The organism is Nitrospira sp. (assembly GCA_016873435.1).
GTDB lineage: Bacteria > Nitrospirota > Nitrospiria > Nitrospirales > Nitrospiraceae > VGXF01.
Genome location: VGXF01000004.1, coordinates 1 through 26,324 on the forward strand (window position 1 = coordinate 1; position 26,324 = coordinate 26,324).

The following is a 26,324-nucleotide window of genomic DNA, read 5'->3' on the forward strand; positions in this document are numbered from 1 at the left end:
ATGACTAAGCTGGTCAGCAAGCACCTGAAGTAAGATTCCTTGCTATCCCGGCGCGCCGGACACGGCGCCCCGGGATAGTCCCCCTTTCCGCTCAATCCAGTCGTCCAACAGGCAGGACCGACGGTCCGTGACAATGTCTCCCCGCAGTAAGGTGGTGGTGCTGCCATGCTCCCTCCATCAGCCGACGGAGGATTCAGCAGAAATCGGGGGGCGGCAGTTCCGTCACGGAACTCGGTCAAGCGAAACACACGCTGATCCGTCCTCTGTTGTTTGGTATAGTAAGCATTATGGGGGGAGCGTCATTTATCAGGGAGGTCGCCCATGAACACACGACGCATTCACGACGGCATCGTCGGAGCCGTACTGACACTTGGCGTGGCGCTGAGCTACTACGCCAGTCCGACCTGGCTGCTTCTGCCGGGCATTCTGGGTGTGACCCTCTTGCAAAGCGCGATAACAGGCTTCTGCCCCGTGTATTTCATCCTAGACCGCGCGTGCGGGACTGACGGCTCCTGCGCGACTTCTACGCCAACACGCTGACGCCCAGCATTGCCCCCCACGCATGATCGAGATTGCCACACTGGCTGGCGGCTGCTTCTGGTGTTTAGAAGCCGTCTACGATCAAGTGCAGGGCGTGACCTCAGTTGAGTCCGGCTACATGGGCGGCAGGAATGCCTGCCCTACCTACGAGCAGGTCTGCTCGGGGCGCACCGGCCACGCGGAAGTGGTGCGGGTGACGTTTGATCCGACGACGATCACCTTCCGAGAATTGCTGGAAATATTCTTCGTGATTCACGATCCAACGACGCTGAACCGGCAAGGTAACGATGCGGGCACGCAATACCGTTCGGCAATCTTCTACCATTCCCCGGAACAACAGAGCGTGGCGGCTGATGTCATCGCGGCCTTTTCGCGCGATCAGATCTACGCTAATCCCATCGTCACGGAAGTTGTCCCGACCACGGATTTTTACATTGCGGAGGACTACCACCAAGACTATTTCGTCCGCAATCCGATGCAGGGCTACTGCAGCTATGTGGTCGGCCCAAAGGTCACCAAATTTCGCAAACAGTTCGCTGCCAAGCTCAAGACTTGATGCGCCTGGGTGCCATCCTCCTTATCGGGCTACTCGGGTGGCCCATCGCCGCGCAGGCCTTGAAGCTGTTGCGCGGCGAGCGGAAGAGCCTCTGGGCCGACACGGATCCAATCCCGCCCTGGAAATAGGCTAAGGGTGTCCGCCCGGTCATGCCTAACTGAACGCCGATCTAGAACTCCAACAGCAGGATTGTGGTAGAGTGACGGCTCGATGCGAATCTTCATTCTGGGAACCGGCGCCACCGGCTCGTTACTCGCCCAGGTGCTAACACGCCACGGGCATCACGTCTGGTGTGGCGACAAGGACCCCGCGCGGGCCCTTCGGTTTCTGGGTAAACACGCCACGGTTCCCGTCAAACCCGTCTCCGCCCGCAATGTCCTGAGTATTGCGAAGGCGGGCCGCGGGTGCCATCTGCTGGTCAATTGCGCGCCGGCTCAATTCAATCGCACCGCGTTGCGGGCAGCCCTGCGTCTCAACGCCCATTACCTCGATATGGCCTCGCATCTCAGCGGCAACCCCTTTCAGGTTGAACAGCTTCAATTCGACCGTCGGCTCAGAAATAAACATCGCACGGCTGTGATCAACGCGGGGGTGGCACCCGGCCTCACGAATTTGCTCGTGGCCCGCAGTGCGGACGTGCTGGATCGGATCGAATCCGTACAGATCCGGCTCTACGAGCAGACGGAAAGCGACGAAGCGGTCTCCCAGTGGTCGCCGGACTCGTCGTACGACGAAGCCGTCTCGCGGCCGCGGATCTACCGCAACGGGCGCTTCAAGCTGGCCCCTCGTTTCAGCGAGCGAGAGGTATTCCGCTTTTCCCCGCCCATCGGACCGGTGGGGGTCGTGCTGGCAGCGCAGGACGAGGTTTGCACGCTGCCGCGCATCATTCCCATGCGATCGCTGGATGTGAAAATCGGCGGCAACGACTTCGAGCGGCTACGCCGCTGGTATCGGCTAGGCAAATTGCGCAAATCGCGGCGTGTGCCCTCCAAGCATTTCCCCAAGACGGCAACGCCGCGCCAGATTGCTAAACTGATGCGCCACGGAGCGCTCTCGCACGCGCGGTTTTCCATGGCCGTGGTGATTGAGGGCGTCAAAGGCGAGCACCACGCGCGTCTCCGGTGGGACGTGCAGGTCCCCACTTTGCATCAGTTACGCCGGCGCGGCCGGTTCACTTCCCCGATTGCCTGGGCGACGGCACATCTCGCTGCGCTGTTCATTAAACATTTCCCGCGTGAACTGGGCGGCGTGCACCCCCCCGAAGGCCTGCCGCGCGAAGTCCAGCAGGCCGTGATCTCCGGTGCGCGGGCCTACGGTCTGCGCTTTGCCAAACGGTTCACGCTGCTCGAGCCAATCGAGCATGAAGACTAGCATCAAGCGGGCGGCCGCCCTGCACCCAAACACCCGGTCCGCGATCGCCGCCATCTTCAAACGGCTGGATTATCCCCTGCTCGGCCGTATCTATTGCGATGAGGGCGGCGACGCTTTCTGGAAAGCGAAGCAGGGCCTCTGTCAGCGACTCGGCATAAAATTTGCTGAAGTCCTGCGCACCCGGCTTGCGAAGGGTGGTCACAGCCTCTACGTCGGGGCCGGCGTGGCGGAGTTGCCGATGCTGGCCATGGAGACGATGGAGCTTGGCCGAACTGTGACGGCCTGCAATCTGCGCGAAGACGAGGTTCAGACGCTCAATCGTACTTGCGACAGCCTCCCCTTTCGTTTTCACTATCAGGATGCCGGCGCAATTGACGCAACCTTCGACCATGTCTGGATCGTCAGCGTGCTCAACGACCCGGAGCAGTTTCCCGCACTCTCGGCGCTCTCCTACGGCAGGGCAAACCCCGTACAGTTTGACACCGCCGCGTTTTCGACGGAACGCGCTGCAGTCGTGGCGCTCGCTGACCGCTGCCTGCGCAGGCTCCAATTGCCGAGCCTGGTCACCACCTCGACAGAGGAAATCAACTGGATTACCGACTGGTGTCGGAGGCGGAATATTGCCTGCGTGGTGGAACCGAAGTGCTACCCGACCGCCGTGGTGGAGGATCCGATCTGCCTGATCCGGGTGGGTGAATCGAGGACGTCCCGCGTTTAGATCCTAAATCCGGTCGTGGACTTGGCCGAATTGCTTACGTACTGGCCGGCGTACTTGATGTAATTCTGCGCCGACTCTCTGATCCAGCCCAGCTCTTTCGCGTTCACAGGCCGGATCACTTTTGCAGGTGAGCCGAGAAGTAGACTCCTGGGTGGAACGATCTTGTTTTCCGTCACCAGTGCACCCGCTCCGACGACGCTATCCTCCCCGATCTCCGCCCCGTCCATGATGATGGCACCCATGCCGATCAGCACCCGGTCCTTGATTGTGCAGCCATGCAGCACGACGCTGTGACCGATCGTCACGTCGCTGCCGATGACAAGCGGATGCGTCTCGTGCGTGACGTGGAGCATGCAAAGGTCCTGCACATTGGTCCGGTCCCCGATGCGGATATAGTGGACGTCACCGCGTATGACTGCATTGAACCAGACGCTGCACTGCTCACCCAGGATCACATCGCCGATAACGACGGCGGTATCCTCAACGTAGGCGGACTTGGGAATCACGGGCTGACTGCCCTGAAAGGCGCGAATCATGCGGCCATGCTAAAGGCATCGTGCGACCGAATCAAGTTGACCCGTTTGGAGACCGTCCCGTAGACTCACCGCATGGCACGCAAGACACTCCCCATGGCCCCGGCTAAACTGGCACGCCACGCCACGACAAAGCCGCATCGGCGCGCGGTAATTCAACCCACCCCAAGCCAGCCGGCAGCAAAGACGACACTCGGCTTCGTCAATCTGGGCTGCACGAAGAACCAGGTGGATGCGGAGATCATGCTGGGCTCGCTTGCTGCACATGGTTTTCAGCTGTCGTCCGACCCTGATCAGGCGGAAGTCATCATCATCAACACATGCGGCTTCATTGAAGAAGCGAAGCAGGAATCCATCAACGCCATCATCGAGCACGGCGAACTCAAACAGGCGGGCTCCTGCAAGGTGCTCATCGCGGCCGGCTGCCTCGCGCAACGTTACCAGGGCGAGTTGCTTCAAGAACTGCCCGAGCTAGACGGCGTGGTCGGCACGGGCGAGATCGGCCGGATCGCTGAAATTTGCAAAAAACTCCTCACGCCAAAACGGAATCAGTCGCGCGTTTTCATCAGCCAACCGCCGTATTTGTACGACGAGCTGGCGCCACGCGTGCGGCTGGGTTGGTCCCATTCCGCCTACGTGAAAATTGCCGAGGGCTGTAACCGCAACTGCGCTTTTTGCGCGATCCCACTTATGCGGGGTAAGCAGCGCAGCCGCCCGATCGAATCCATCGTCGCCGAAGCAACGCAACTCGCCGCTGAGGGCGTCAAGGAATTGAATTTGATCTCACAGGACACGGTGAATTATGGCGTCGATCTGGGGCTTCGTGATGGTCTGCCCGCATTGTTAAAGCAACTCGTCAAAGTTACGGGCCTGCGCTGGATTCGCCCTTTTTACCTCTACCCGCAGCAGGTCACGGACGAATTGATTGCTCTCTACGCTGGCGAGGAGACGCTGGCCAAGTACATCGACATGCCCTTCCAGCACATCAACGACGCCCTGCTCAAGCGCATGCACCGGCTGGGCGGGAAGGCCGATCTCACGGCACTGGTTGAACGATTCCGCACGCGCGTCCCTGGCCTGACCTTCCGTACGGCATTCATTGTGGGATTCCCGGGAGAAACCGATGCGGCGTTTGCTGAATTGAGGGACTTTGTCCGGGAGATGGACTTTGACCGCGTGTCGGCATTTCTCTATTCTCACGAGGACGGCGTACCCTCCGAGCTACTGGACGGCAAAGTGGACCGGGCGGTCATGAACGAGCGGCGCAACGAATTATTGGCTGTCCAGGAACCCATTGCGCTGGCCAAGAGCCGCGCCATGGTAGGCCGCACGGTGGAGGCGCTGGTGGACGGCGCCTCAGAGGAAACCGAGCATCTCCTGGAAGCCCGCCACGAAGGGCTCGCGCCCGAGATTGACGGCGTAATTTATATCAATGAGGGAATGGCCGTCCCAGGCGAGTTGGTGCGGGTCCGCATCACCGACGCCACCACCTACGACCTGGTCGGGCATATCGTGAATTGAACAGAAGTCGTCAATTTCAGTGAAAAACAATCGGCCCGCTTCTCTTCTCACGAGAAGCGGGCCGATCCTCTTCAGAACTACTTACTCCTCGCGGCGCACTGATTACTTGCTCCTATACCTTCACCGACAGAAACAGCGTTGCGCCGCGGCGGTTGATCAGCACGAGGACACGCTCGCCCTTCTTCGCCCCTGAGGCCAGTTTCTCGAAATCCTTGACGGAGGCGACCGGCTTTCGGTTGATCTCCCGAATCACGTCCCCCGGCTGCAGGCCCGCCTGCTCGGCCCCGCTGTCGGGCTCCACGCCGGTGACGACGACGCCCTGCGTCTTTGCCGTCAGACCCAGTTCCTTCGCTGTCTGACGATCTAGGTCCTGAACGGCCACCCCGGCCAATGCATGGTCACCTGATTCAGGGTCCCCCCTAGCCGTCCTGACTGGCTCCGACAATTCGCCAATCGTCACGTTCAGGGTTTTCTCATGCCCTTCGCGGATAACCGTTACGACAGCCCTTGTGCCGATCGGCGTCTTCGTCACCAGCCGCTGCAGCGCCACGCCATCAGCGACAGGCTGCCCCTGATAAGCGAGCACCACATCGCCGGCCTTGAGCCCCCCCTGCTCGGCGGGGCTGTCCTCCTTCACCTCGCTAATGAGCGCGCCCGTTGCCTCCTTCAATGCGAAGGATGCGGACAGCTCCGACGTCACATCCTGGATGTTCACGCCCATATAGCCGCGCGTGACGTGCCCGGTCTTCACGAGACTCTCGAACACCGGCTTGCCCATGCTCGTCGGCACGGCAAACCCGACCCCCTGATAGCCGCCGGTCCGCGAGAAGATAGCCGTGTTGATCCCGACCAGTTCGCCTGCCGTGCTTACCAACGCCCCGCCGGAATTCCCCGGATTGATTGCTGCGTCCGTCTGGATGAAGTCCTCGTACTGCGTAATGCCCATCTTGCCACGGCCCAGCGCGCTCACGATGCCCAGCGTCACCGTGGAATTGAGCCCAAAGGGATTGCCCACGGCTAGCACATAGTCGCCCGCACGCAACTTCGAGGAATCCCCCCAGGCCACGTATGGCAGATTCTTCCCGTCAATTTTCACGACGGCCAGATCGGTCTTGGGATCGGTTCCGACAATCTTCCCCTTGAACTCCCGCTTGTCTGGCAGCGTGACGGTCAGTCCCCTTGCCCCGTCTACCACGTGATTATTTGTCAACACGTAGCCATCCGGCGTGACGAGCACGCCCGAGCCCTGCCCGCTGCCACGATGCTCCGGCATGTCCGGTTCCCCGCGCGGGCTGCGCGGGGCGCGAAAATCCCTCGGCCCGTGCGGGCTAAAGGGAAAGGGGAAATTAAAGAACTCCTCCGGTTGCGCGTGCGAGTCTTTGCCCTGAGCGCGCGTCGTGACAATATTCACCACCGCCGGTGTGACTGCCTGTGCGATGTCGGCAAACCCCTGCGCTGGAAGCGCCTGAGTCGTGACCGCAGCCGTAGCAGCTGCCGGCGGTGGCGCCGGTCCAAGGGCCATGACCGTCAACCCGGCCAGCGCCAGGACGCCGCCCCCCCATACGGCTGCTTTGAGGATGGTATTCATGAGGCCCTCCCTTCGTACAACGCCGGCCACCGATCCTGCGGCAGCCGCGCACCAGATAAAAACCTTGACGGAACGAACACGTCTACACGCCAGCGGACACGCAGCAGCATCTGCTTCGCCCGCTTCACTTTCTTCTTTCCCCGAAGACGCGCCGTCTGGACCCGCTTGGTGAGCCAGCTCATGGTGCCCTCCCTGTATGACCGGGAAGGTACCAACCGAAGATGAAAGGAGGATTAACGGAAGATTAAAAGTCGTTAATTTTCGATGGCCAACGGCAGGGTAACTGTAACCTGTGCACCTTCTCCGGGCCTGCTTTGCACGTCGATGCGGCCCTTGTGCGACTCGACGATCCATTTACAGATTGCCAAGCCGAGTCCCGTCCCCTGCTTGGCATGGGTGCGGGCGCCGGCGGACCGATAGAACCGGTCGAAGAGGTGCGGCAGTGCGTCCGGTTCGATGCCGATGCCCTGATCGGACACGGTCAGCCTGACCTGACTGCCGTCTGTAACAAGGCCGACATCCACGCGGCCACCCGGCTTGGAATATTTCACGGCATTGTCCACCAGATTGAGCAACAGTTCGCGTAGACGCAACTCGTCGCCAAGAATCGTCACCGGCATCAGCCAGCCGAGCACGATCTGAATGCCCCGCTCCTGTCCTAGCACCGCCGCCTGCTGCTGCACATCGCGCACGAGGTCGTCGAATCGAACGGGCAGCGTGGCCATTTTGACCTCGCCCAGATCAGCGCGGGAAAGAAACAGCAATTCATCCACAATGCGGGTCAGGCGGTCAATCTCCTCCAGATTGCTTTCGAGAACCAGCTTGTAATCCTCCGCCGGCCGGGCTCGCCGCAGGGCCAGCTCCGTCTCACCTTTCATGACCGTGAGCGGTGTGCGCAATTCGTGCGAGGCGTCTGCGCTGAACCGCCGGATCTCTTGGAAGGAGGCGTCCAGTCGGGCGATCATCTCGTTGAATGTGGCCGCCAGCGTGCCCAGCTCGTCGCGAACCGGGGGCACAGCCAGCCGCTGACCAAGATCCCCCTCCGCGATACGCCGGGCAGCCTGCGTAATCCCCCCCACCGGCGCGAGGGCCCAACCGGCCAGAAACCAGCCGGCGGCCAGCGAGACGACCAGCGCAACCGGCAGGAGAATGAGCAGTAGGAGCAGGAGCCGCTGGAGCATCGTTTCGACCGGCTGGAGCGTAGTGCCGACCTGGACGATATGAACGAGGTGCTCCGCCTCGTCGAAGACCGGTACGGCGAACAGCCGCATGGGCGATTCGTCTGAGAAACGGACGGACTGGTAGATGGTCTGGCCGGCCAGCGCGGCGTCGAGCGCAGCACGGCTGAGCAGCTCGTTGTGCGGCTTAAGGTGCGGCGACTGGATCGTGACTCCGCCAGTAGGGCTGAAAATCTGGAAGAATTTGTCCATCACCGCCAACTCAGGGAACTGCGCGGCCAGATCCTCGAATTGCGAGGAGGGAGTGGCGCGCGTCTGCTCGATCGAGCGGATGGCCGTCTCCGCGGCGGTCGCGAGGGACTGATCCACCTGCTCACGCAGCTCCCTGGCCATGACGGAATAGAGCACGCCGGCAAAGGTGACCAGCACGAGCGCGAGCGCCATGCCGTACCAGAGCGTGAGGCGGACGCGAATCGATAGCCCGGAGCCTATAGCTGATGGCTGTTGGCTTCTAGCCATGGAAGACTTTCGCCCTTCTGAGTGCGGTTCACGGCTCTGGCTATATGCCATTCACCATTAGCTCTCGGCTTTCAGCACGTAGCCGCTGCCGCGCACCGTGTGGATCAGCTTGCGGGGCCGGCCCTTGTCAATCTTGGTGCGCAGATAGCTCATGTAGACATCGATGACGTTCGTGTAGGTGTCGAAGTCCTGGTTCCAGACCCGCTCGGCAATCAACGGACGGGTGAGCACGCGCCCGGCGTTGCGCATGAGATAGTCCAGCAGCGCATATTCTTTCGCCGTCAGCTCGATCCTCTGCCCCCCCCGTGTCACCTCGTGCGTAGCCGGATTGAGCATGAGGTCGTCAATCTGAAGCATGCCGGATGTTTCCCCACTGCTACGGCGCAGAAGCGCGCGCACGCGGGCGAGGAGTTCTTCAATGGCGAAGGGCTTGGTCAGATAGTCGTCAGCACCCGCGTCGAGCCCGGTGACTTTCTGCTCCGTACGCGCTTGCGCCGTGAGCAGCAACACCGGCGTGGTAATTTTCTGCTGACGCAACTCCTTGACCACCTCCACGCCGGAACGTGCCGGTAACATGACGTCGAGCAGGATCAGATCATAGCTGCCGCCGCGGCTGCGTTCGAGCCCTTCGGCACCGTCGGCGCAACTATCCACGGCATAGCCCTCCTCTTCCAGCGCCCGCTTCACAAAGGAGGCGACCTTGGCTTCATCTTCGACGACAAGAATGCGCATGACTAGTACGGACTGAAGTGCGTGATGGTCACCGGGACGTAGGCCAGGCGCGGGCCGTCCGGCGCGCGCACGGCCCGAGTGTGTGTCAGCCATTTTTGATCATCACGCTTGGGAAAGTCAGCGCGGTAGTGCGCCCCGCGGCTCTCCTCGCGCGCGAGCGCGCCGGCTACGATCGTTTCGGCAATCTCGACAAGACAGCTTACTTCCAAAGCCTGAATGAGATCAGAATTGAAAATCCGCCCCTTGTCCTGCACCCACATCCGATCCACCCGTTCGCATAGGCCCCGAACAACAGCCAGCGCTTCAGTCATCGATGCTTTCGTACGGAAGATGCCGAGATTCAGACTCATGGTCTGACCCAGCACGTCCCGGACCTGCCAGGCTCGTTCGCTGCCATGATTAGCCAGCAGCCGCTGCACACGTGCTTCCTCTTCCTTCAATGTCACATTTGCAAGTGCGCGTGGTCTGACGGTTGCAACATACTCGGAGGCCCTCAAGCCCGCCCGGCGCCCAAAGACAATCGTCTCCAGGAGCGAATTGCCTCCCAGTCGGTTGGCTCCGTGCACGCTCACACAGGCGCATTCTCCCGCCGCGTAGAGGCCGGGGACGCTCGTCTCACCCCAGATCGTCGTCTTCACACCGCCCATCTGATAGTGGGCACCGGGTCTGATCGGTATCGGCGATTCGACCGGGTCCATGCCGGCAAATTCGAGCGCGAGCTGCCGAATCTGTGGCAGCCGCTCGAGAATGCGCTGTCGCCCGAGATGCCGCAGATCCAACAATACGCACCCATCTATGCCGCGACCTTCTGAAATTTCCTGCCCGATCGCGAGGGACACGGTCGAGCGCGTGGCCAGCTCCATCTGCTCCGGCGCGTACTTGTTCATGAACCGCTCGCCCAGTGTGTTCAATAAATACCCGCCCTCGCCGCGTGCGCCTTCGGTGATCAGGATGCCCGTGTCCTTAAGCGTGGTGGGATGAAACTGCACGAACTCCATATCATCAAGCGGTGCGCCGGCCCGGTAGGCCAACGCCATGCCATCGCCGGTGTTGATGGCGGAGTTGGTGCTGGTCAGAAAGGTGCGGCCGCTGCCGCCCGTGGCCAGCACGACTGCCTTGGCGCCGATGGCGTGCAGCCCGCCCTTGAGAATGTCCCACGCGACAACGCCGCGGCAGACGCCCTCCTCCACGATTAGCGATGTCACGTACCATTCCTCGTAGACGCGGCAGCCGCGCCTCATAAGTTGTTCGTACATCGCGTGGAGGATCGCGTGGCCGGTGCGATCGGCCGCGTAACAGGTGCGAGGAAAGCCGGCCCCGCCGAAGGGCCGCTGGGCGATACGACCGTCTTGGTCCCGGCTGAAGATCACGCCCATGCGTTCGAGGTCTTGAATACTTTCCGGCGCCTCCCGGCACATGGCCTCGATCGCATCCTGGTCGCCGAGGAAATGACCACCCTTGGCCGTGTCGAGCGCATGGGCCTCCCAGGAATCGTCGCGGCCAAGCGCGGCGTTGATGCCGCCCTGCGCGGCGACCGAGTGGCTACGGACGGGGTGGACCTTGGAGACGAGGGCGACGTCAAGCTGCGGGGGCGCCGCGAGGGCCGCCCGCATGCCGGCCAGCCCGGCGCCGACGATGAGCAGATCGTGCACTTTCATGAGGCAAAAACAAACCCAGCAGCCATTATGGCTTTATCATGGCGTAAGAATCAAAACTGTTCAAGAGAGGTCTTGCTTCGGTCGTGTTCTCCCATGCAAAATAGGGGAGCGAATTACCCCCTTCTGGAGGACCATGAGCCCGCAATCCTTCCTAAATCCGATCGATACATTTGTGCACCGCCACATCGGACCCACTGATGCCGACATCCAGGAAATGTTGGCGACCCTGGGCTTGAAGTCCCTTGATACGCTCGTTGAGGGGGTCGTGCCGGAGGATATCCGGATGCGCCAGCCGCTCACGTTCGGTGCGATCCGCGGCGAGTTCGACGTGCTGGCCGAGCTGCGCGCCATGCACGACCGCAATCAAGTGTTCCGTTCGTTCATCGGCATGGGCTATCACGATTGCATCACGCCCCCGGTCATCCAGCGGAACATTCTCGAAAATCCCGGCTGGTACACACAGTACACGCCCTACCAGGCCGAGATCGCGCAGGGACGGCTGGAGGCGCTGCTCAATTTCCAGACAATGATCGCGGACCTGACCGGCCTGCCCTGCGCGAACGCCTCCCTGTTGGATGACGCGACAGCGGCCGCCGAGGCTATGACCATGTGCCACCGCCTAGCCCACCGCACTGTCGCGGGCGGAGCGGAAAAAACCGGCTTCTTCGTGGCGAAGGACTGCGACCCGCAGACCATCGCCGTCATCCAAACCCGCGCGGAACCGCTAGGCATCACGTTGCATATCGGCGGCGTGGAGGACGTCGATTTTGCCAAACAGGACCTCTTTGGCTTGTTGCTGCAATATCCGACAACGGACGGGACTCTCCGGGACGACCACGAACTAATTGAGACCGCGCACACGAACGGCGCGCTGGTCGTGGTGAGCACGGATTTACTGGCGCTGACGCTCCTGAAACCGCCGGGGGAATTCGGCGCAGATATTGCCGTAGGCTCTAGCCAACGCTTCGGCGTGCCAATGGGTTTCGGCGGGCCCCATGCAGCTTTTCTTTCCTGCAAGCAGGACTACGTGCGGCAGATGCCGGGACGGATCGTCGGTGTCTCGAGGGACAAGGCGGGGCGACCGGCCTATCGCCTGACGCTCCAGACTCGCGAGCAGCACATCCGCCGCGACAAGGCCAATAGCAATATCTGCACGGCGCAGGTACTGCTCGCGGTCATGGCCAGCATGTACGCTGTCTATCACGGGCCGGAGGGCTTGAAGCGCATCGCCGAGCGCGTGCACGGTCTCACGGTTGTGTTGGCAGAAGGCTTGCGCCGCCTCGGCTACGAAGTCGGACCGACGCCCAGCTTCGGTACGCTGAAAATCCGTCCGATGGGCCGCGCGCCGCATCAGTCGGTGCCGCGGATCGTCGCGCGCGCCATTGAACGCCGCATAAACTTCCGGCGCCATGAGGAGAGCTACATTACGATTTCGCTCGACGAGGTGACGACGCCGGCGGAAGTGCAGACGCTATTCGAAATCTTTGCGGGCGGCCAACCGGTGCCATTCACTGTGCAGGAATTATCGGGCACGGTCGCCCTCGGCTACCCGAAGCATCTCGCGCGCACGAGCAAGTATCTAACGCATGAGGTCTTCAACCGCTACCACTCGGAGCACGAGCTGACGCGCTACATCCAGCGGCTTCAGGATAAAGACCTCTCGCTCGTCTACTCGATGATTCCGCTCGGCTCCTGCACAATGAAACTTAACGGGTCCGTTGAAATGATTCCAATCACGTGGAAGGGCTTCGGTCGTCTCCACCCCTTTGCGCCGGTCGAGCAGACACTGGGCTATCAGGAAATGTTCCGGCAACTGGAGGACCGGCTGGCCGAGATCACCGGCTTTGCCGCCACATCGTTGCAGCCTAACGCCGGCTCGCAGGGTGAATATGCGGGCCTTATGGTCATCCGCGCTTACCACAAGCACCGTGGCGAGGGGCATCGCCACGTCTGCCTGATTCCTGTCTCGGCGCATGGGACGAACCCCGCCAGCGCCGTGATCGCGGGCATGACCGTCCTGCCAGTGGCCTGCGACAGCAAAGGCAACGTAGACCTTGGCGATCTCGAGGCCAAAGCCAAGGAGCACCGTGACAAACTCGCCGCGCTCATGGTGACCTATCCCTCCACGCACGGCGTTTTTGAGGAAGGCATCCGAAAAATCTGCCAGATCGTGCACGCGCACGGCGGACAGGTTTATCTGGATGGCGCTAACATGAACGCGCAGGTGGGGCTCTGCCGCCCTGGCGACTTCGGCGCGGACGTCTGCCACCTCAATTTGCATAAAACCTTCTGCATCCCGCATGGGGGGGGCGGGCCAGGGGTCGGCCCGATCTGCGTCGCCGCACATCTGGTGCCGTTCCTCCCTGGCCATCCGATCACGCGGATGGGCGGCAAGGAATCCATTGGGCCGGTCTCGGCTGCGCCCTACGGTAGCGCCAGCATTCTGCCGATCTCCTGGGTCTACATCGCGCTGATGGCGGCGGAGGGACTGACAAAGGCGACGAAAGTCGCGGTTCTGAACGCCAACTACATGGCCAAGCGGCTGGAGAAGCATTATCCCGTCCTCTACACGGGCAAGCAGGGCTGCGTGGCGCACGAATTTATCCTCGATGTGCGGCCATTCAAGCAAAGCGCCGGCGTGGAGGCGATGGACGTGGCTAAGCGGCTGATGGACTATGGTTTTCACGCCCCGACGGTCTCGTGGCCCGTGGTCGGCACCCTCATGATCGAGCCGACGGAGAGCGAGTCGAAGGCCGAATTAGACCGGTTCTGCGAGGCGATGATCAAGATTCGTGCAGAGATTCAGGAGATCGCGGACGGCCGCCTGCCGAAGGACGACAACCCACTCAAGAACGCGCCCCACACGATGCACGAGGTGACGACGACAAATTGGACACATCCGTACTCGCGCGAGCAGGCGGTGTTTCCGACGTCATGGACGCGCGAGCACAAGTTCTGGCCCTCTGTCGCACGGATTGACGACGCCTACGGGGATCGGAATCTCGTGTGTACGTGTCCGCCGATCGACAGCTATCAATCCTAGGTGCGGCAATCTGGTGCATCCCGTTGCTGGCCGAGGGCGCATGACCGGGATGTGCTTGCCATAGGATCAGCGCGTATCTCGGCGCGGGCAGGGCGGGGACGGACAAGACCGCCCGCGCCGTGAGGGATGCCCCCCGCCGGCGCGTCAGCTGGTGCAAAACAAAAAAGCGGGAACACGGACCGGCCGCCTTTAGACCGATCCGTGTTCCCGCGTCCGCTCCCCTAGTCCTTCCCCTAAGATCGTTCTACGCGGTCTGTCGCTTGGTCACCGTGTTCTTTGAGTCCGCCTCTCTTCGTCGTGACTCCGCGCACTCATCGCGCGATGCGGCTCCACACTTTTACGACAGGCTATTCCGGATATTGCGGGCTGCTGGAACAGATAAAACCTACTTAGCCAGACGCTGGCGGAGATAGACGGACTGGAGACCGACGATGGTTTTGGCGTCGCGAATGGTGCCATCTCTGATTTTTGCGATCGCCTCATCGAGCGACATCTCGACCACTTCTAGCACTTCATCATGATCGAGTTTTTGCTTTGTCTTGACGAGATTCGTGGCGAGGAACAGGTGCATGACCTCGTCGGTAAAACCGGGGGCTGTAAAAAATGTTTCGAGCGGTTTGATCGTCCCTCCTCGATAGCCAATCTCCTCTTCCAATTCGCGCTCGGCGCAGAGCTTCGGATCTTCACCGGGGTACAGTTTCCCAGCCGGAATTTCGTAGATAAATCCTCCCGCCGCGAGTCGGTATTGCCGGATCAGGACGACCGTCCGCGTATCCTTCATCGGCACGATGGCGGCCGCACCGGGGTGCCGGACGACCTCCAGCTCAACAGTCGCACCCGTGGGTAGCGTGACAGTCTCCAGATTGAGCGTGACGACCTTGCCTTTGAAAATGGTGTTGATCACGCGTTATTTCCGTTTGTAAAAAGGCGGCTTCACGATCGTGGCCTCCTGCATACGGCCCCGGATGTCAATCTGGATACGCGTGCCCGGCTCGGCGTACTTCGCCTGCACCGACGCGAGGCCAATCCCCTTCTGAAGCCGCGGAGACAAATTGCCACTGGTCACAACGCCGATGGGTGCCCCCTCCGCCCGGACATGCATGCCGTGCCGCGGGACGCCCTTTTCGATCAATTCGAATCCGACGAGTTGCTTTGAGGGGCCGCTTTCTTTTTGCTTAACCAGCGCGGACCGCCCGATGAACTCGCCTTTAGTGAAATCCACAGCAAAGGATGCGCCCGCTTCAAGCGGCGTGATCTGCTCGTCCATGTCATTGCCATAGAGCAGATAGCCGACCTCCAGACGCAGCAGATCGCGGGCGCCCAGGCCGCAGGGCTTGATGCCAACTGCCGCGCCGGCCTGCAATAGTGCGTCCCAGGTTTTCACTGCAGCGGAAGCAGGCAGGTAAAGTTCGAAGCCGACTTCACCCGTATAGCCGGTTCTGGACACGACACCCTGCGTGCCAAGAATGGACATTTCCATGCACTGGCGCGGCTTGAGTGTGGCGGCGGCCGGACAGATGGCCTGCAGGGTCGCCGGCGACTGTGGCCCCTGCACCGCGATCTGGGCAACAAATGAACTCTCGTCTTCGAGGCGTATGTCGCCCTGCGGGGCCTTAGCGCAGAACCAGGAAAAAATCTGTTCGCGATTCGAGGCATTGACACAGACAAGAAACCGTGTGGGCGCAAGTCGGTAGAGGAAAATGTCGTCCTTGACGCCGCCGGAGGGATTGCACACCATCGAATATTGCGCTGCGCCCACGGCCAGCGGTTCCGGATTCGTCGTCGTGACCAGCCTGAGAAACGCCACCGCGTCGCTGCCTTCCACGGTGAGCCGGCCCATATGACTGACGTCGAAAAGCCCGACGGCCGTACGGACGGTCTGGTATTCGTCCACCACACCGGAATACTGAATCGGCATCTCCCAGCCGGCGAAATTCACGAGCTTGGCATTGGCGGCTAGGTGGGCCTGGTACAACGGCGTACGTTTCATCGTTCAGCGCAGTTCCCGCAATTCCATCTCACCCCCTAGGGTGGCGGGGGGTGAAATCAAAATGCCCTCTTCCCGGTCCCCGTAGCCGAGATCCGGAGGCAGAATGAGCTGGCACCTGCCCCCTCGCATCCCTGTTCAGACGTCCGGCTCAGAAAACAGCACGACGCTGGCAGTATAGCCGTGCAGGAAGTTGCGCCCGCCCACGGGGCCGATCTCACCTTGGGCAAAAAAGCCCGCTATCGGAATCTCGCCGGCCCGCTCACGGACAATGGACACGTCGTGGTGCGGCAGTCCGAACAGCCCGCGCCCCCGGCCGCAACAACTGAAGAGGAGCGCACCCAGCGGCGGCTTGGGATGCCGCGCCCGCTCAGCGGCGAGCATGAGATGGAGATCCTCCGTGGCCGATTGTGCATCCCGCAAATGGAACTGGATGGTCTGGCCTTCCTTAACGATGTCCCCGATGGCCACGCTGCCGGTCTGCTGATCGGCGCCAATCAGATTCCGCACGAGAAAATCGCCTCGCTCAAATCGGTTGCGCGTTTCGTCCATCACCACACCAAGATGCAGCGCGCGCTGAGCCAACTGCTGTTCGTCGTTGCTCAGCGATGCAAAGAGCGCCTTAAGTCGCTCTAGCGTCGGCACGCCACCAAGCTCGTGAATGATGTTTTGTTCCGATCGGGTGACCATGTACCGCTCCCCGATCGGCCGGCAGCCCTGCGAGATGACGGTTCGGATCGATACCGGGCCTGAGACAGCCACGCCGACAAGGCCGCTGCTATAAATGTTCCCGTTGAGCACCAGCCGGTTACCGCCCTCGTCGCGGCCCCCACCGGCCAGCCCGCCGATTGCCGGGGCGCCGTAGCACCGTTCCGCAAGGCTCTCGAACACTTCCTCCATGGGAGCAGAAAAAGGATCGGCCAGCAGCAGCAATGACGGGGGCGACGCGCCGTCATGACGCCTTCCGGGCCACCCGTCCATGGAGGCGCCATGTTCGTCTCGCCCCGCCGGCAGATGGATCGGCGTCAGCGAGACGCCGGGCAGGCTGGCTGTCCAGAGCGTGACCGCCGGCGCACTTTCAATTTCCTCGCCTCCACCGATCACGCCCTCCCCGGAACAGCCGAGCAGCAAACCTGGATTCAGCTCACGCCGGACCGCCTCGACCAGTTCGTCTATTGAGTCGACATGATGCGGAGAAAAGAACAGGCAGGCCAAATCGGCCGATAGGCCGTCGAGGTCGCGCCGGGCAGCCTGACCGAGCGAACGGCCAGCCTGCGCCGCGTCACGCTCGCGCGAGACGGCGGCTGAAAACCTCATCGCGGTCTGGACCCGGCTCGGCATCGTGGCTCCTTGCGCCCGTGCGGCGCGCGTTATTCGGGGAGATTGGCTCGGTCGCCCCGCTCCGCCTGCAGTTTCTTGTGATAGCGCCACATGTAGGAATGGTAGTCGTCGAGCTGCGCGAGCAAATAGTGCAATTCCGTGGGGTCCTCCGCTTCCAACGCCCGGGTCATGAGGGTCTGCAAAAACTCCGCGAAGGTCTGGGTCTTCTCCAGCGCAGTCAGTAATTTCAATCCTCCACCTATTTGATACGTCGCCATGGTGCCGACCTCACTGATGAATGGTGAATTTGCACCTGCGAGCGCAAGCATAGACAGCCCCTGCCAGGAAATGCAAGGCGCTTATTGGGTGACTGACAGGATTGCGCGCACGCGGGGCAGGGAAATGGCCTCCACGCGGTGCCCGTCGCGCCCCACGGTGGTCGTCGCCATGGTCAGGGCGTTAAGAATCGCCTCTTCCGTGGCCTCCACGGTCGCCGTGAAGAGTGGATTGATGTGCGCGTCGGAGAGATGAGTCATGTCGAAGGTGCGCGCCTTCGGATAGTGCGGAATCGTGTTACCGGTCGAGAAGGCCAGGATGAAATCCCCGCTGCCGTGACGCACCGTCGAGCCGGTGCGCGCCAACCCTATCGCAGCGCGCTTCGCCAGCCGGCCAAGCTGACGACTGTCCAGCGGCGCGTCGGTGGCAATGATGATGATGATCGAGCCTTCGGCGCCAGACGCCAGGCGCTCGTCCGTGTAGAGCTTGCCAACTGGCACCCCCCCGATAACCAGCTCTTCGCGACGGCCGTGGTTGGCATTGACGAGCACGCCGACGGTGTAGCTGCCCTCGTCTTTTAACAGGCGGCGCGAGGCGGTGCCGATGCCCCCCTTAAATCCGTAGGACACCATGCCGGTGCCGGCCCCGACCGAGCCTTCCGCCACCGGGCCCCCAGTCGCCCCATCCAGCGCCCTGAGTACGTCCTGCTCGGAGACGTGCCGCCCCTGTATGTCGTTCAAGCGACTGTCGTCGCATTCGGCCACGACCGGCGTCAACGTATCGTCGGTAATGCCGATCCCCGGATAGCGATGGATCATCCAGCTCATCACGCCGTTAGCCACTCGTGGCACATTCATCGTGTTGGTGAGCGCAATGGGATATTCGAGAAATCCGGACTCTGCGACCCAAGCCAGTCCGGTCATCTCTCCAGTACCGTTCAGCACGAAGGAGCTGGCCGGGACTTTCTTGTGCCAGATATCGTCACGGGGGATCACGACGGTGACGCCGGTCCTGACGGGCCCTTCGCCCGGTTTGAGCGGCCCATCGCCTTTGCGCAGCGTGACCTGCCCGACCTTCACGCCGACCACATCGGTGATGGCATTGTGCGGCCCTGGGTCATACCGCCCGATGACGACACCCAGCTCGCGCACGCGCTGGCGGGGTTCGTCTGCGGCGCCGGCATGGACAGCGCCCGCGAGCAGGGCCAGTACCGCCAGGCTCGCTAGCAACAGCCGCTCAAATTTCATAGGTGCTCCCCTGGTACGGGACGATGACGCGGATGGACGGATGCTCGGCTTGAATGGCCGCTGCAAGCGACACCGCCTGTTTCTCTTCGCCGTGTACGACGAAAACCTTGCCCGGCTTGGGCGTGATCGCCCGCACATAGGCCAGCAGATCGTTCCGGTCGGCGTGGGCCGACAGACCGTTAAACCGCTCGACCGGCGCGCGGCGAGGTATGGGAATCCCAAAAATAGGTACCACATCCCAGTTCTCGACCAGCTTGCGCCCCAACGTATGCTCGGCCTGGAATCCGACGATGACGATCACGTTGCTCGGATCCTGGATCGCGTGTTTGAGGTGATGCAACACCCGCCCGCCTTCGCACATGCCGGAGGCGGCAATGATCATGCAGGGGCCTTTCATCTCGTTGAGTTTTTTGCTGTCGGCCACTGAGGACACATAGCGGATGTAGCGCGCGCCGAAGGGATCGCCCTCCGCTGTGAGCGTCCGGTACGTCTCCTCGTCGTAATATTCCGGGTGCTTGCGAAAAATTTCCGTGGCCCGGGTGGCGAGCGGTGAGTCGATGAAAATTGGAAAGGGCTCAATCCGACCTTCGCGCACCAGTTGCTTGATCCGCATGACGATGTCCTGCGTGCGCCCCACGGCAAAGGCTGGTACGATGATCTTGCTCTTGTGTGCCCGGGCATGAGCCACCAGCTCCACTATCTTGTCGGCCTGGACCCGACTTGCCTGCTCGTGCAGCCGATCGCCATAGGTGGATTCGATAATGAGCACGTCGCAGGGCGGGGGGCTGGCCGGATCACGGAGGATAGGCATGTCCGGGCGCCCCAGATCCCCTGTGAACAGAAACGTGCTCGTGCTGCCCTTCTCCGTCACTGCGACGCGGATGGCGGCGGAGCCGAGAATATGGCCCGCATCATGGAAGGAGGCTTTGATGCGTGGATGGACAGCGACCGCCTCGTTGTACCGGACGCTGGAAAACCGCCTGACAATGTCGTGCACGTCGTTCGTGTCGTAAAAAGGCGCGCGGCACTGCCGGCCGCGTCTCCGCTCCTCCTTGTTAATATAGCGACAATCTGTTTCATGGATGCGGGCGGAATCCTCAAGAAGAATTTTTGTCAGATCCGCTGTGCCACTCGTCAAATGCACCTTGCCCCGAAACCGGTGCTTGGTTAGCACCGGCAGGGCGCCGCTGTGATCGATGTGAGCGTGGGAGATCAACACAGCACTGACGGCGTCGGGGTCGAACCCGAGCTGGCGGTTGCGCCGCTCCGCCTCCTGGCGCTGTCCCTGAAACAGCCCGCAGTCCAGCAGCACCTGCGCACTGCTCGTCTGTAGCAGATGCCGGCTACCGGTAACTGAGCGGGCTGCACCGTGGAAGGTGAGTCTCATTTTTCCGGCGCGACTCCGTGGCGATTCGCGATGAGCGCCCAGGCCTCCCGGGCGGTTTCCGCATAATGAAAGAGGCGCAAATCCTTTTTATGAATTAGGCCCGCCTCGACCAGCGCGGACCAGTTGATCACCCGGTCCCAGAACGCTCGGCCCATCAGCACGACCGTCACCCCCTCGACCTTGCCGGTTTGGATCAGCGTCAGCGTTTCGAAGAGCTCGTCCATGGTGCCGAATCCGCCGGGGAAGGCCACCAACGCCTTCGCGCGTAGCAGAAAGTGCATCTTGCGCAGGGCAAAGTATTTGAACTGGAAACACAGGGCGGGCGTGATGTAGGGATTGGGCTTCTGCTCGTACGGCAGCGTGATGTTCAGCCCGACGGACTTGGCGCCAACATCGGCCGCGCCGCGATTGGCCGCCTCCATGATGCCCGGTCCACCACCCGTGACGATGACGTACTCGCACAGCCCGTTGAGCTGGCAGGTGGAGGATACCAGCCGGCTGAACTCGCGCGCTTCATCGTAAAACGGGGCCAGTTTGAGCTGTTTGCTCGCGATGGAGACGGCTTGCCTGAGCACCGCGCTATGCGGTTTTTTGGCCGCCGCCGCCCGCGCCCGCTTAAGCTTGGCCTGGGCGGTCTTTGGCTCGACCAGGCGGGCGCTGCCGAACACGACAATAGTGGATCGGATGCTTTCCTGCTGCTGAATCAACTCTGGCTTGAGTAGTTCGAGTTGGAGCCGAACTGGCCGCAATTCGTCCCGGTTTAGAAAGTCGATGTCTTGATCGGCCCGACGATAGGAGCGGGAACGGAGGAGCCTGTTCGCAAGATGCCGAGGGTCGCGGGGCGCTTTTCCCATGGACCCTGATTATAGCGATCTCGCAGAAGACCGGCAATACGCAGCGGTCCCTTCACGACCCCCCTGCTTCTTCTGCGCCTCTCGGAACGGCACGAGCCTGAACCGATCGGTCCTTTTTTTGAGGGCAACGCCTGCCAGACACTCGGCATCACGGAACAAGCGTATTCCTGCTGGAGAGAAGAGTCCTAGGGGGGCCGCGACGATCAAAGCCACTCGCGTGAAGAGTTAGGGGCAGGCGAACATGCGGCTGAAGCGGCTCGTGGCCCGGTTAACGCGGCGTTCACGTCCCGGATGTATTTCGTGCTCGGGGCGTGCGTCCCGCCTTGCGAAGCATAAAATCGCTTTCAAACACATGGTAGGACGAGGCGCTCAGCCCGACCTTCTTGTACACCGCCTTGGCGACAGCATTGTCACCTTCAACGTAGAGTCGGACGCCACAGATATCCCCGCCTTGCCGAGCCTCCTCGAGAATGATTTCGTGCATGGTCCGATATACCCCCTTGCGCCGCCAGGCCGGATCGACATAGACGCTTTGAATCCACCAGAAGGTGGCGTTCCGCCAATCACTCCATTCAAAAGTGACCAGAAGTTGTCCCACAACGGCACGGGATGTCCTGGTTGTCAGCTCGGCAACTTTGTAAAAACCGCGTGCCGGTGCGTTGAGTACGCCCTCGATGCCTTTTCGAAGCCGGTTCTGGTCGAGTCGGCGGCCTTCCGTTTCGAGCGCCATGGCGGCGCTGAACCGAACCAGGGTCTTCACGTCGGCCGCGGTGGCTGCCCGGATGATGATTGGAGGGCGGACTGCGGTTTGCTTCTTCATAACTTGCGTTGCGCTTCAGGTGCGTCCAGCCAGCCGGGTTTGGGCCGGTAGAGTCCGGCCGAGAACTCCATCTTCATGGCCTCCGCGGGGGGCAGTGCAATCGGGGTCAGCCGGTTCGGCGGAATGAACGCCAAGAAGCCGGTAAAAGGATGGATCGCCGTGGGCACAAACACCATCGAGAGGGGCGCCGAAGGGACTGCTTGGATTGCGGCCGGGGCAATCCCCATGACAAATCCAATGGCCCAGAGCCCCTCGCGGGGAAAGGGAAAGACGACGACGATGCTGCGATCAAACTGCGCATGAAACTGAAAGACATCGGTCATGCTCTTGAGGGTCAGGTACACGCTGCGGACGAGGGGAATGCGGTCTAGCCAGGCCTCCCCCGCTTCCAGTAAGCGCCGCCCCAGATGGAGATGGGTGACCAGCATGCCGGCGGACAGGAGCAGGGCCAGTAACGAGAGCAAGCCGATACCGGGGATGGTGCTCATGATCGATTCGCCCAGCAGATTGACCAGCAGCCGGTCGAGCGTGGAAAACAGCGCGCGGAGAATGAGGATGGTGACCCATCCCGGAACCAGCACAAGCACCCCGGTCACAAACTGACGCTGGATGTACTGCCACCACGATGGCATGGCTCCTCGCTGCATCCCAGTGTATCAAATACGGGCCCGCAGACCCAGCGCCACCTCCTCAGCGCGACGCTTGATCTTCGTGCATGATTCCACTATTCTGTTGCCCGTGAAGACGGACCCCCGCTAGGCCGTTATGCCCAAAGTTACCCTCGATCAGGAACTGCTGTCCATCCTGTGCTGCCCCGAGACTAAACAGGCGGTCGGACTGGCTAGCGATGCTGTGATCAACACATGTAATTTGCGCATTCAGCAGGGCACGTTAAAAAACAAGGCGGGGCAGCCGGTGACAGAGCCTTTGGACGGCGGACTGCTGCGGACCGACAAGAAAATTCTCTACCCGATTCGAGAAGATATTCCCGTCATGCTGATCGAGGAAGGCATTCCCGTTGACGAGATTGCCTGAGCGCGTCCCTGCCTTCGAACTGTTCCTTCAGATTGTTCCGCTACGCATTCTTGGTCTTGGACCCCGTCGAGGTGCCGCACCGGGCACAGCGGTATTCGTAGAGGTCTCCGCTGGGCAACACGAGCAACAGCCGCTCCCGAGTCGGAGTTGCCTGCTTACAGGTGGGACAGTAGAGTAACGAGGCTTGCAGGTCCTGATACTGGTCGGGAGGCCCCGGGCGAGTCGACGGACTCCGGCGCATGGTCGATCCGAACGGATTGAGCGGAAACCCTGGTTTGCGTGGAAGAGACATGCTCGATCAGGCCTCGATGGAATGGTCTTTGGCCCGTCCGCGGCACACCCACCAGCACAGACGCAGGACCTGTACGACAACATAGGCGGCCACACCGAGCAACAGGCCGTAGAGGCCGGCTTGGCTCCATGGCCAGCGTTCGGGCGCATGCAGGAGGGCCGCCAAGGCCAGATGCCCTCCTACGCCGAGGCAGAGGGCAAAGACGATCCATTCGCGGATCAGGCGGTTTCTGGATGAGGCACTCCCGCCATTCAGGCTCAGTGGATGGGTGTCGGCTGGCCGCATGGGAACGGGCGGGGGAGCCTCAGGCCGGCGTATTCGTACTCACCGCACTCTTGGTGGATTCAATTTCCGAGACGGCAATGAGGCTGGCTAGATAGTCGGAGACAAAATTTAGCGCCTCTTCCCGTCCATCCGCCCGGCGCCCCTTTTCACGACGCTGGACGGAGAGCTCGTGATCCAGGTCCGATTTCACGTCTCCCAAGACGCGCTGAAGCGATGACGGTGTGAGGTTGGAGTCCATGTCCTCCAGCGCCTGACAGCGATCGAGCACCCAATTGAGTCCTTCGATCCGACCCGCGTAATGTTCCTGTTCGGCTGCATCGAGGCGAGCCATAGAGGTGGCAAAGGCCTGCGCTTCGTAGACCAAATTATAGAAGCTGGTGACGGCCTTTTGTAACGTTGAATTCATGCGTGAATCTCCTTGTAATTCGGCACACCCATTCTATACGCCAGCGGGGGGTGGCGACAAGGCTTTTCCGACTTATTTTTACGTAAAAAGCAGGGAGTGAAACTCGTTCATGAACCCGTAATAGAGGGGGGCAAAATCCTTGAGGCTGTCGGGGCTGGTTTCCTTGAGCCGCTTGAAGAAAAACACCTGATAGCGGGGGTCCAACTGCTCCAAGAGATGGCTCAGCTGCGCCATGGTGTAGCTGCCTGCCGGCACGCTCAGGGCGTAGTGCACCAGACGTTCTACGAACTGCTCCCCAACATAATCGCTGGTTATGAGGCCTTCCGGAATCTTCCCGCTGGCTAGGTACTCATCAAAGGGAACCGCCTGGGCAGCAAAGGGAACCGGCGCACGTGGCGGTGTTGCCATGACTTGTCCTCAAGCCTAGGTCCTATTCACAACGAGGGGAATCACTCTACCCAAGCCCGTCCCCAAGCGTCAAGGCTTTCCCGGCACGATCTGGAAACTTCCTAAGAGGGGCTGAGAAATGCCGGCGTCTATCAATGATGCAGATTGGCCGGTAGTGCCAGCGTGAAATACTTGCCTTTTTCCTCATAGAGAATAGCATCAGCGGCAAGCCCCGCGAGCACCCCCTCTACAACTTCCTGGGAGCAGGCGGCAAATTCTTGGGTGTTGGTGAGTTCTTGGCGGATTAGTTCGACCGATCTCGGAGCATCGTTGCATAGCTCGATAATACGCGCGGCCAGTCCTTCGTACTGTGCTCTAACCGGCGCGCCTTCCCGCCGGCCGTCATAGACCGTGATAAAGCCCAGCCCCTTCACGTAATAGAGAAAGGGTTTGTCCGGAGCGGCATGGCGCCGCTTCCACTGATCTGTGAGATCTGTCAACTCTTGCACTACGGCAGGATCGACAGACTGCTCCGTTTCATATTCAAAGTCATAGGCCGTCTTGGTCAAATCAACCCTGGACGGGTCATAGACATATTCGTAGGCAATCCCGGGGCCCGTGATTTTCATGCCGTAGCGTCCCGGATTTGTATGGTAGGGGCTGAACCGCTCGAGCCACAGCTTCCCCACGCTTTCAGGAGGTGGAAGATGGAACAGCTTTGGGATCAGGTCGATTTGTCGGCGGTAGTCAGCTTCGTTTTCTTTGGGGAATCCCAGCAGGATGTTCCAGGAGATGTGGACATTGTAGTAGCTGCTCCATTTGAGACAGACGATATTCTGGAGGGGGCTGACGCCCTTGTCCATCTCCTTGAGTGTGGCTGCGCTGAGGCTTTCGATGCCCGGCTGCATCACCTTTGCCCCGCCTCTGGCGAGAGCTTGGATCTGTCGCTTGTTCAGATTACTCTTCGTTTCGATGAAGAACTCTAGATCCGCTCGCTCTTCTGCGAGCTTTCCAAACACCCCGTCAATATACGACATGTCAATGATGTTATCGACGAACCGAAACCGTGTAGCCCCGTAACGGGACGAGAGATGCCGGAGCTCCTCCAGAACTTGAGCGAACTTTTTAGCCCTGAATTTCATGCTTTGGGCATTTAATCCACAAAACGTGCAGTGGTGCTTTTCCCCCCACCAGCAGCCTCGGGCTGATTCGTAGAGCAGAATGCGACTGAAGTCTCCGCCTGCTCTGGGATTGACTGCGCGGAGCTGTTCGAAATAGTCGTCATAGTTCGGCGGCCCCATCTGTTCAAATTCCGTAAACAGCAAAGGATTGGGCGTGTACTGGATCTGGCCTCTCGATCGTCCGGCCACACCTGGTGGCAGCGTTCCGCCTTCGCCCCCGCGAATGTGCTCGAGGAGAGCGGGAAATGGTCCCTCCCCTTCTCCGATCACCACATAGTCGATCCATGGAAAGGCCCGGAAGTATTCTAAGCCCATGACATTGTCGTAGTTGGCCCCCCCAAATACGATTTTGATCTGAGGGTACAAGTCCTTGATCAGCTTGGCTAAAGTCAGACTAGCTACATTCTGATGGAACATGGACGTGAAGCCAACTACCGCGTACTGTCCCCAGTCGATGGCGGTTGAAGCCCAGGTTAGGAAGCGTGGGGCAATTCGTTCCTCGATCTCCTGCAGGTAGGAAACCGGGGTGCCTGTTGATTGGGCGATCCGATCGCAGAGGGGCTTGAACGTAGTGAGGTACTTTGCATGTTTGGGGTTGTCGTGGAAGAGGAGGCGCGAGAAGAGCCATTCTCCGATGAGTAGCTGTTGCTCGCAGAGAGTGTCATAGAGCGGAAATCCGACTTGTGATGCGAAGACAAGGTTCAAATAGTGGGCTCGTGAGGAAATTCCTTTCTGCTTCAGTGCCTCTGTGAGGGTCCCCAGTTGAATGGAGGGGTACTTAGCATGCCCGAATGGCATCGAGACAAGACCGACTTCAGCTTGCTGAGTCTTGCTGCTCATGCTCGTATCCTACCGTACTTTTCCGTGCACTGCATATAGAACGCGTTTGC

General features: G+C 60.8%; 27 protein-coding genes. 7 read left to right on the top strand and 20 right to left on the bottom strand.

Going from position 1 to position 26,324, the window contains the following annotated elements:
- The first annotated feature begins 321 nt into the window (after positions 1-321).
- The 4 genes from FJ248_03730 to FJ248_03745 all read left to right on the top strand — a co-directional run bounded on the left by FJ248_03730 (position 322) and on the right by FJ248_03745 (position 3,185).
- On the top strand, positions 322-540 hold the full coding sequence (locus FJ248_03730; protein ID MBM4119997.1) for a DUF2892 domain-containing protein: 219 nt from the start codon (positions 322-324) through the stop codon (positions 538-540).
- A gap of 22 nt (positions 541-562) precedes the next feature.
- The gene (gene msrA, locus FJ248_03735) at positions 563-1,096 is read left to right on the top strand and encodes a peptide-methionine (S)-S-oxide reductase MsrA (protein ID MBM4119998.1); all 534 of its coding nucleotides are present in this window, start codon (positions 563-565) and stop codon (positions 1,094-1,096) included.
- Between the two features lie 210 nt (positions 1,097-1,306).
- On the top strand, positions 1,307-2,467 hold the full coding sequence (locus FJ248_03740; protein MBM4119999.1) for a hypothetical protein: 1,161 nt from the start codon (positions 1,307-1,309) through the stop codon (positions 2,465-2,467).
- A complete protein-coding gene (locus tag FJ248_03745) occupies positions 2,457-3,185 on the top strand; it encodes a hypothetical protein (protein ID MBM4120000.1) in 729 nt (242 codons plus the stop codon). The genes FJ248_03740 and FJ248_03745 overlap by 11 nt, the downstream gene beginning before the upstream one ends.
- On the opposite strand, the gene FJ248_03750 is transcribed toward FJ248_03745, so the two are convergent.
- Positions 3,182-3,721: a gamma carbonic anhydrase family protein gene (locus tag FJ248_03750; GenBank protein ID MBM4120001.1), complete on the bottom strand. Its 540-nt coding sequence runs from the start codon at positions 3,719-3,721 to the stop codon at positions 3,182-3,184. The two genes, FJ248_03745 and FJ248_03750, sit on opposite strands and share 4 nt — an antisense overlap.
- Positions 3,722-3,793: 72 nt before the next feature.
- On the opposite strand from FJ248_03750, the gene rimO reads away from it, so the two are divergent.
- Positions 3,794-5,239, top strand: a complete 1,446-nt coding sequence (gene rimO / locus FJ248_03755) for a 30S ribosomal protein S12 methylthiotransferase RimO (protein MBM4120002.1) — start codon at positions 3,794-3,796, stop codon at positions 5,237-5,239.
- Between the two features lie 112 nt (positions 5,240-5,351).
- Here the strand turns inward: rimO and FJ248_03760 are convergent, their stop codons facing one another.
- From FJ248_03760 to FJ248_03780, 5 genes are all read right to left on the bottom strand, one after another.
- Entirely contained in the window at positions 5,352-6,827 is a 1,476-nt protein-coding gene (locus tag FJ248_03760; protein MBM4120003.1) for a DegQ family serine endoprotease, read from the bottom strand.
- On the bottom strand, positions 6,824-7,009 hold the full coding sequence (locus tag FJ248_03765; GenBank protein ID MBM4120004.1) for a hypothetical protein: 186 nt from the start codon (positions 7,007-7,009) through the stop codon (positions 6,824-6,826). Before FJ248_03765 ends, FJ248_03760 begins: the two co-directional genes overlap by 4 nt.
- A gap of 72 nt (positions 7,010-7,081) precedes the next feature.
- Positions 7,082-8,575, bottom strand: coding sequence for a heavy metal sensor histidine kinase (locus FJ248_03770; protein ID MBM4120005.1), 1,494 nt, complete (start codon positions 8,573-8,575; stop codon positions 7,082-7,084).
- Positions 8,576-8,581: 6 nt separating this feature from the next.
- A complete protein-coding gene (locus tag FJ248_03775) occupies positions 8,582-9,256 on the bottom strand; it encodes a response regulator transcription factor (GenBank protein MBM4120006.1) in 675 nt (224 codons plus the stop codon).
- Positions 9,257-9,258: 2 nt separating this feature from the next.
- Complete coding sequence (locus FJ248_03780) at positions 9,259-10,914, bottom strand: FAD-binding protein (GenBank protein MBM4120007.1); 1,656 nt, start codon at positions 10,912-10,914, stop codon at positions 9,259-9,261.
- A 133-nt stretch (positions 10,915-11,047) separates the two neighbouring features.
- Here FJ248_03780 and gcvP point away from each other — a divergent pair, with 133 nt between their 5' ends.
- Positions 11,048-13,957, top strand: a complete 2,910-nt coding sequence (gene gcvP, locus FJ248_03785; GenBank protein MBM4120008.1) for an aminomethyl-transferring glycine dehydrogenase — start codon at positions 11,048-11,050, stop codon at positions 13,955-13,957.
- Between the two features lie 385 nt (positions 13,958-14,342).
- Here gcvP and FJ248_03790 read toward each other — a convergent pair whose 3' ends face one another.
- From FJ248_03790 to FJ248_03830, 9 genes are all read right to left on the bottom strand, one after another.
- Entirely contained in the window at positions 14,343-14,861 is a 519-nt protein-coding gene (locus FJ248_03790) for an NUDIX hydrolase (protein MBM4120009.1), read from the bottom strand.
- A 3-nt stretch (positions 14,862-14,864) separates the two neighbouring features.
- Positions 14,865-15,947, bottom strand: coding sequence for a glycine cleavage system aminomethyltransferase GcvT (gcvT, locus tag FJ248_03795; GenBank protein ID MBM4120010.1), 1,083 nt, complete (start codon positions 15,945-15,947; stop codon positions 14,865-14,867).
- Positions 15,948-16,082: 135 nt separating this feature from the next.
- Complete coding sequence (locus tag FJ248_03800) at positions 16,083-17,285, bottom strand: hypothetical protein (protein ID MBM4120011.1); 1,203 nt, start codon at positions 17,283-17,285, stop codon at positions 16,083-16,085.
- A gap of 29 nt (positions 17,286-17,314) precedes the next feature.
- Positions 17,315-17,542 carry a hypothetical protein gene (locus tag FJ248_03805; protein MBM4120012.1) on the bottom strand — a complete coding sequence of 76 codons (228 nt, stop codon included), beginning with the start codon at positions 17,540-17,542 and terminating at the stop codon, positions 17,315-17,317.
- An 81-nt stretch (positions 17,543-17,623) separates the two neighbouring features.
- Positions 17,624-18,787 (bottom strand): P1 family peptidase, encoded by a 1,164-nt coding sequence (locus FJ248_03810; GenBank protein ID MBM4120013.1) that lies wholly within the window; start codon positions 18,785-18,787, stop codon positions 17,624-17,626.
- On the bottom strand, positions 18,777-20,174 hold the full coding sequence (locus FJ248_03815; GenBank protein ID MBM4120014.1) for an MBL fold metallo-hydrolase: 1,398 nt from the start codon (positions 20,172-20,174) through the stop codon (positions 18,777-18,779). Before FJ248_03815 ends, FJ248_03810 begins: the two co-directional genes overlap by 11 nt.
- The gene (locus FJ248_03820; GenBank protein MBM4120015.1) at positions 20,171-21,028 is read right to left on the bottom strand and encodes a TIGR00730 family Rossman fold protein; all 858 of its coding nucleotides are present in this window, start codon (positions 21,026-21,028) and stop codon (positions 20,171-20,173) included. Before FJ248_03820 ends, FJ248_03815 begins: the two co-directional genes overlap by 4 nt.
- A gap of 280 nt (positions 21,029-21,308) precedes the next feature.
- Positions 21,309-21,848: a GNAT family N-acetyltransferase gene (locus FJ248_03825; GenBank protein MBM4120016.1), complete on the bottom strand. Its 540-nt coding sequence runs from the start codon at positions 21,846-21,848 to the stop codon at positions 21,309-21,311.
- On the bottom strand, positions 21,845-22,495 hold the full coding sequence (locus tag FJ248_03830) for a DUF502 domain-containing protein (protein ID MBM4120017.1): 651 nt from the start codon (positions 22,493-22,495) through the stop codon (positions 21,845-21,847). Before FJ248_03830 ends, FJ248_03825 begins: the two co-directional genes overlap by 4 nt.
- A 118-nt stretch (positions 22,496-22,613) precedes the next feature.
- On the opposite strand from FJ248_03830, the gene FJ248_03835 reads away from it, so the two are divergent.
- Positions 22,614-22,883: a hypothetical protein gene (locus FJ248_03835; GenBank protein MBM4120018.1), complete on the top strand. Its 270-nt coding sequence runs from the start codon at positions 22,614-22,616 to the stop codon at positions 22,881-22,883.
- 40 nt (positions 22,884-22,923) lie between these two features.
- On the opposite strand, the gene FJ248_03840 is transcribed toward FJ248_03835, so the two are convergent.
- The 5 genes from FJ248_03840 to FJ248_03860 all read right to left on the bottom strand — a co-directional run bounded on the left by FJ248_03840 (position 22,924) and on the right by FJ248_03860 (position 26,274).
- A complete protein-coding gene (locus FJ248_03840; GenBank protein ID MBM4120019.1) occupies positions 22,924-23,124 on the bottom strand; it encodes a cytoplasmic protein in 201 nt (66 codons plus the stop codon).
- 57 nt (positions 23,125-23,181) lie between these two features.
- Positions 23,182-23,460 carry a hypothetical protein gene (locus tag FJ248_03845; protein ID MBM4120020.1) on the bottom strand — a complete coding sequence of 93 codons (279 nt, stop codon included), beginning with the start codon at positions 23,458-23,460 and terminating at the stop codon, positions 23,182-23,184.
- A 19-nt stretch (positions 23,461-23,479) separates the two neighbouring features.
- Positions 23,480-23,866 (bottom strand): hypothetical protein, encoded by a 387-nt coding sequence (locus FJ248_03850; GenBank protein ID MBM4120021.1) that lies wholly within the window; start codon positions 23,864-23,866, stop codon positions 23,480-23,482.
- 78 nt (positions 23,867-23,944) lie between these two features.
- Entirely contained in the window at positions 23,945-24,274 is a 330-nt protein-coding gene (locus FJ248_03855; GenBank protein ID MBM4120022.1) for a hypothetical protein, read from the bottom strand.
- A gap of 131 nt (positions 24,275-24,405) precedes the next feature.
- Complete coding sequence (locus tag FJ248_03860; protein MBM4120023.1) at positions 24,406-26,274, bottom strand: RiPP maturation radical SAM protein 1; 1,869 nt, start codon at positions 26,272-26,274, stop codon at positions 24,406-24,408.
- Between the last annotated feature and the right edge of the window lie 50 nt (positions 26,275-26,324).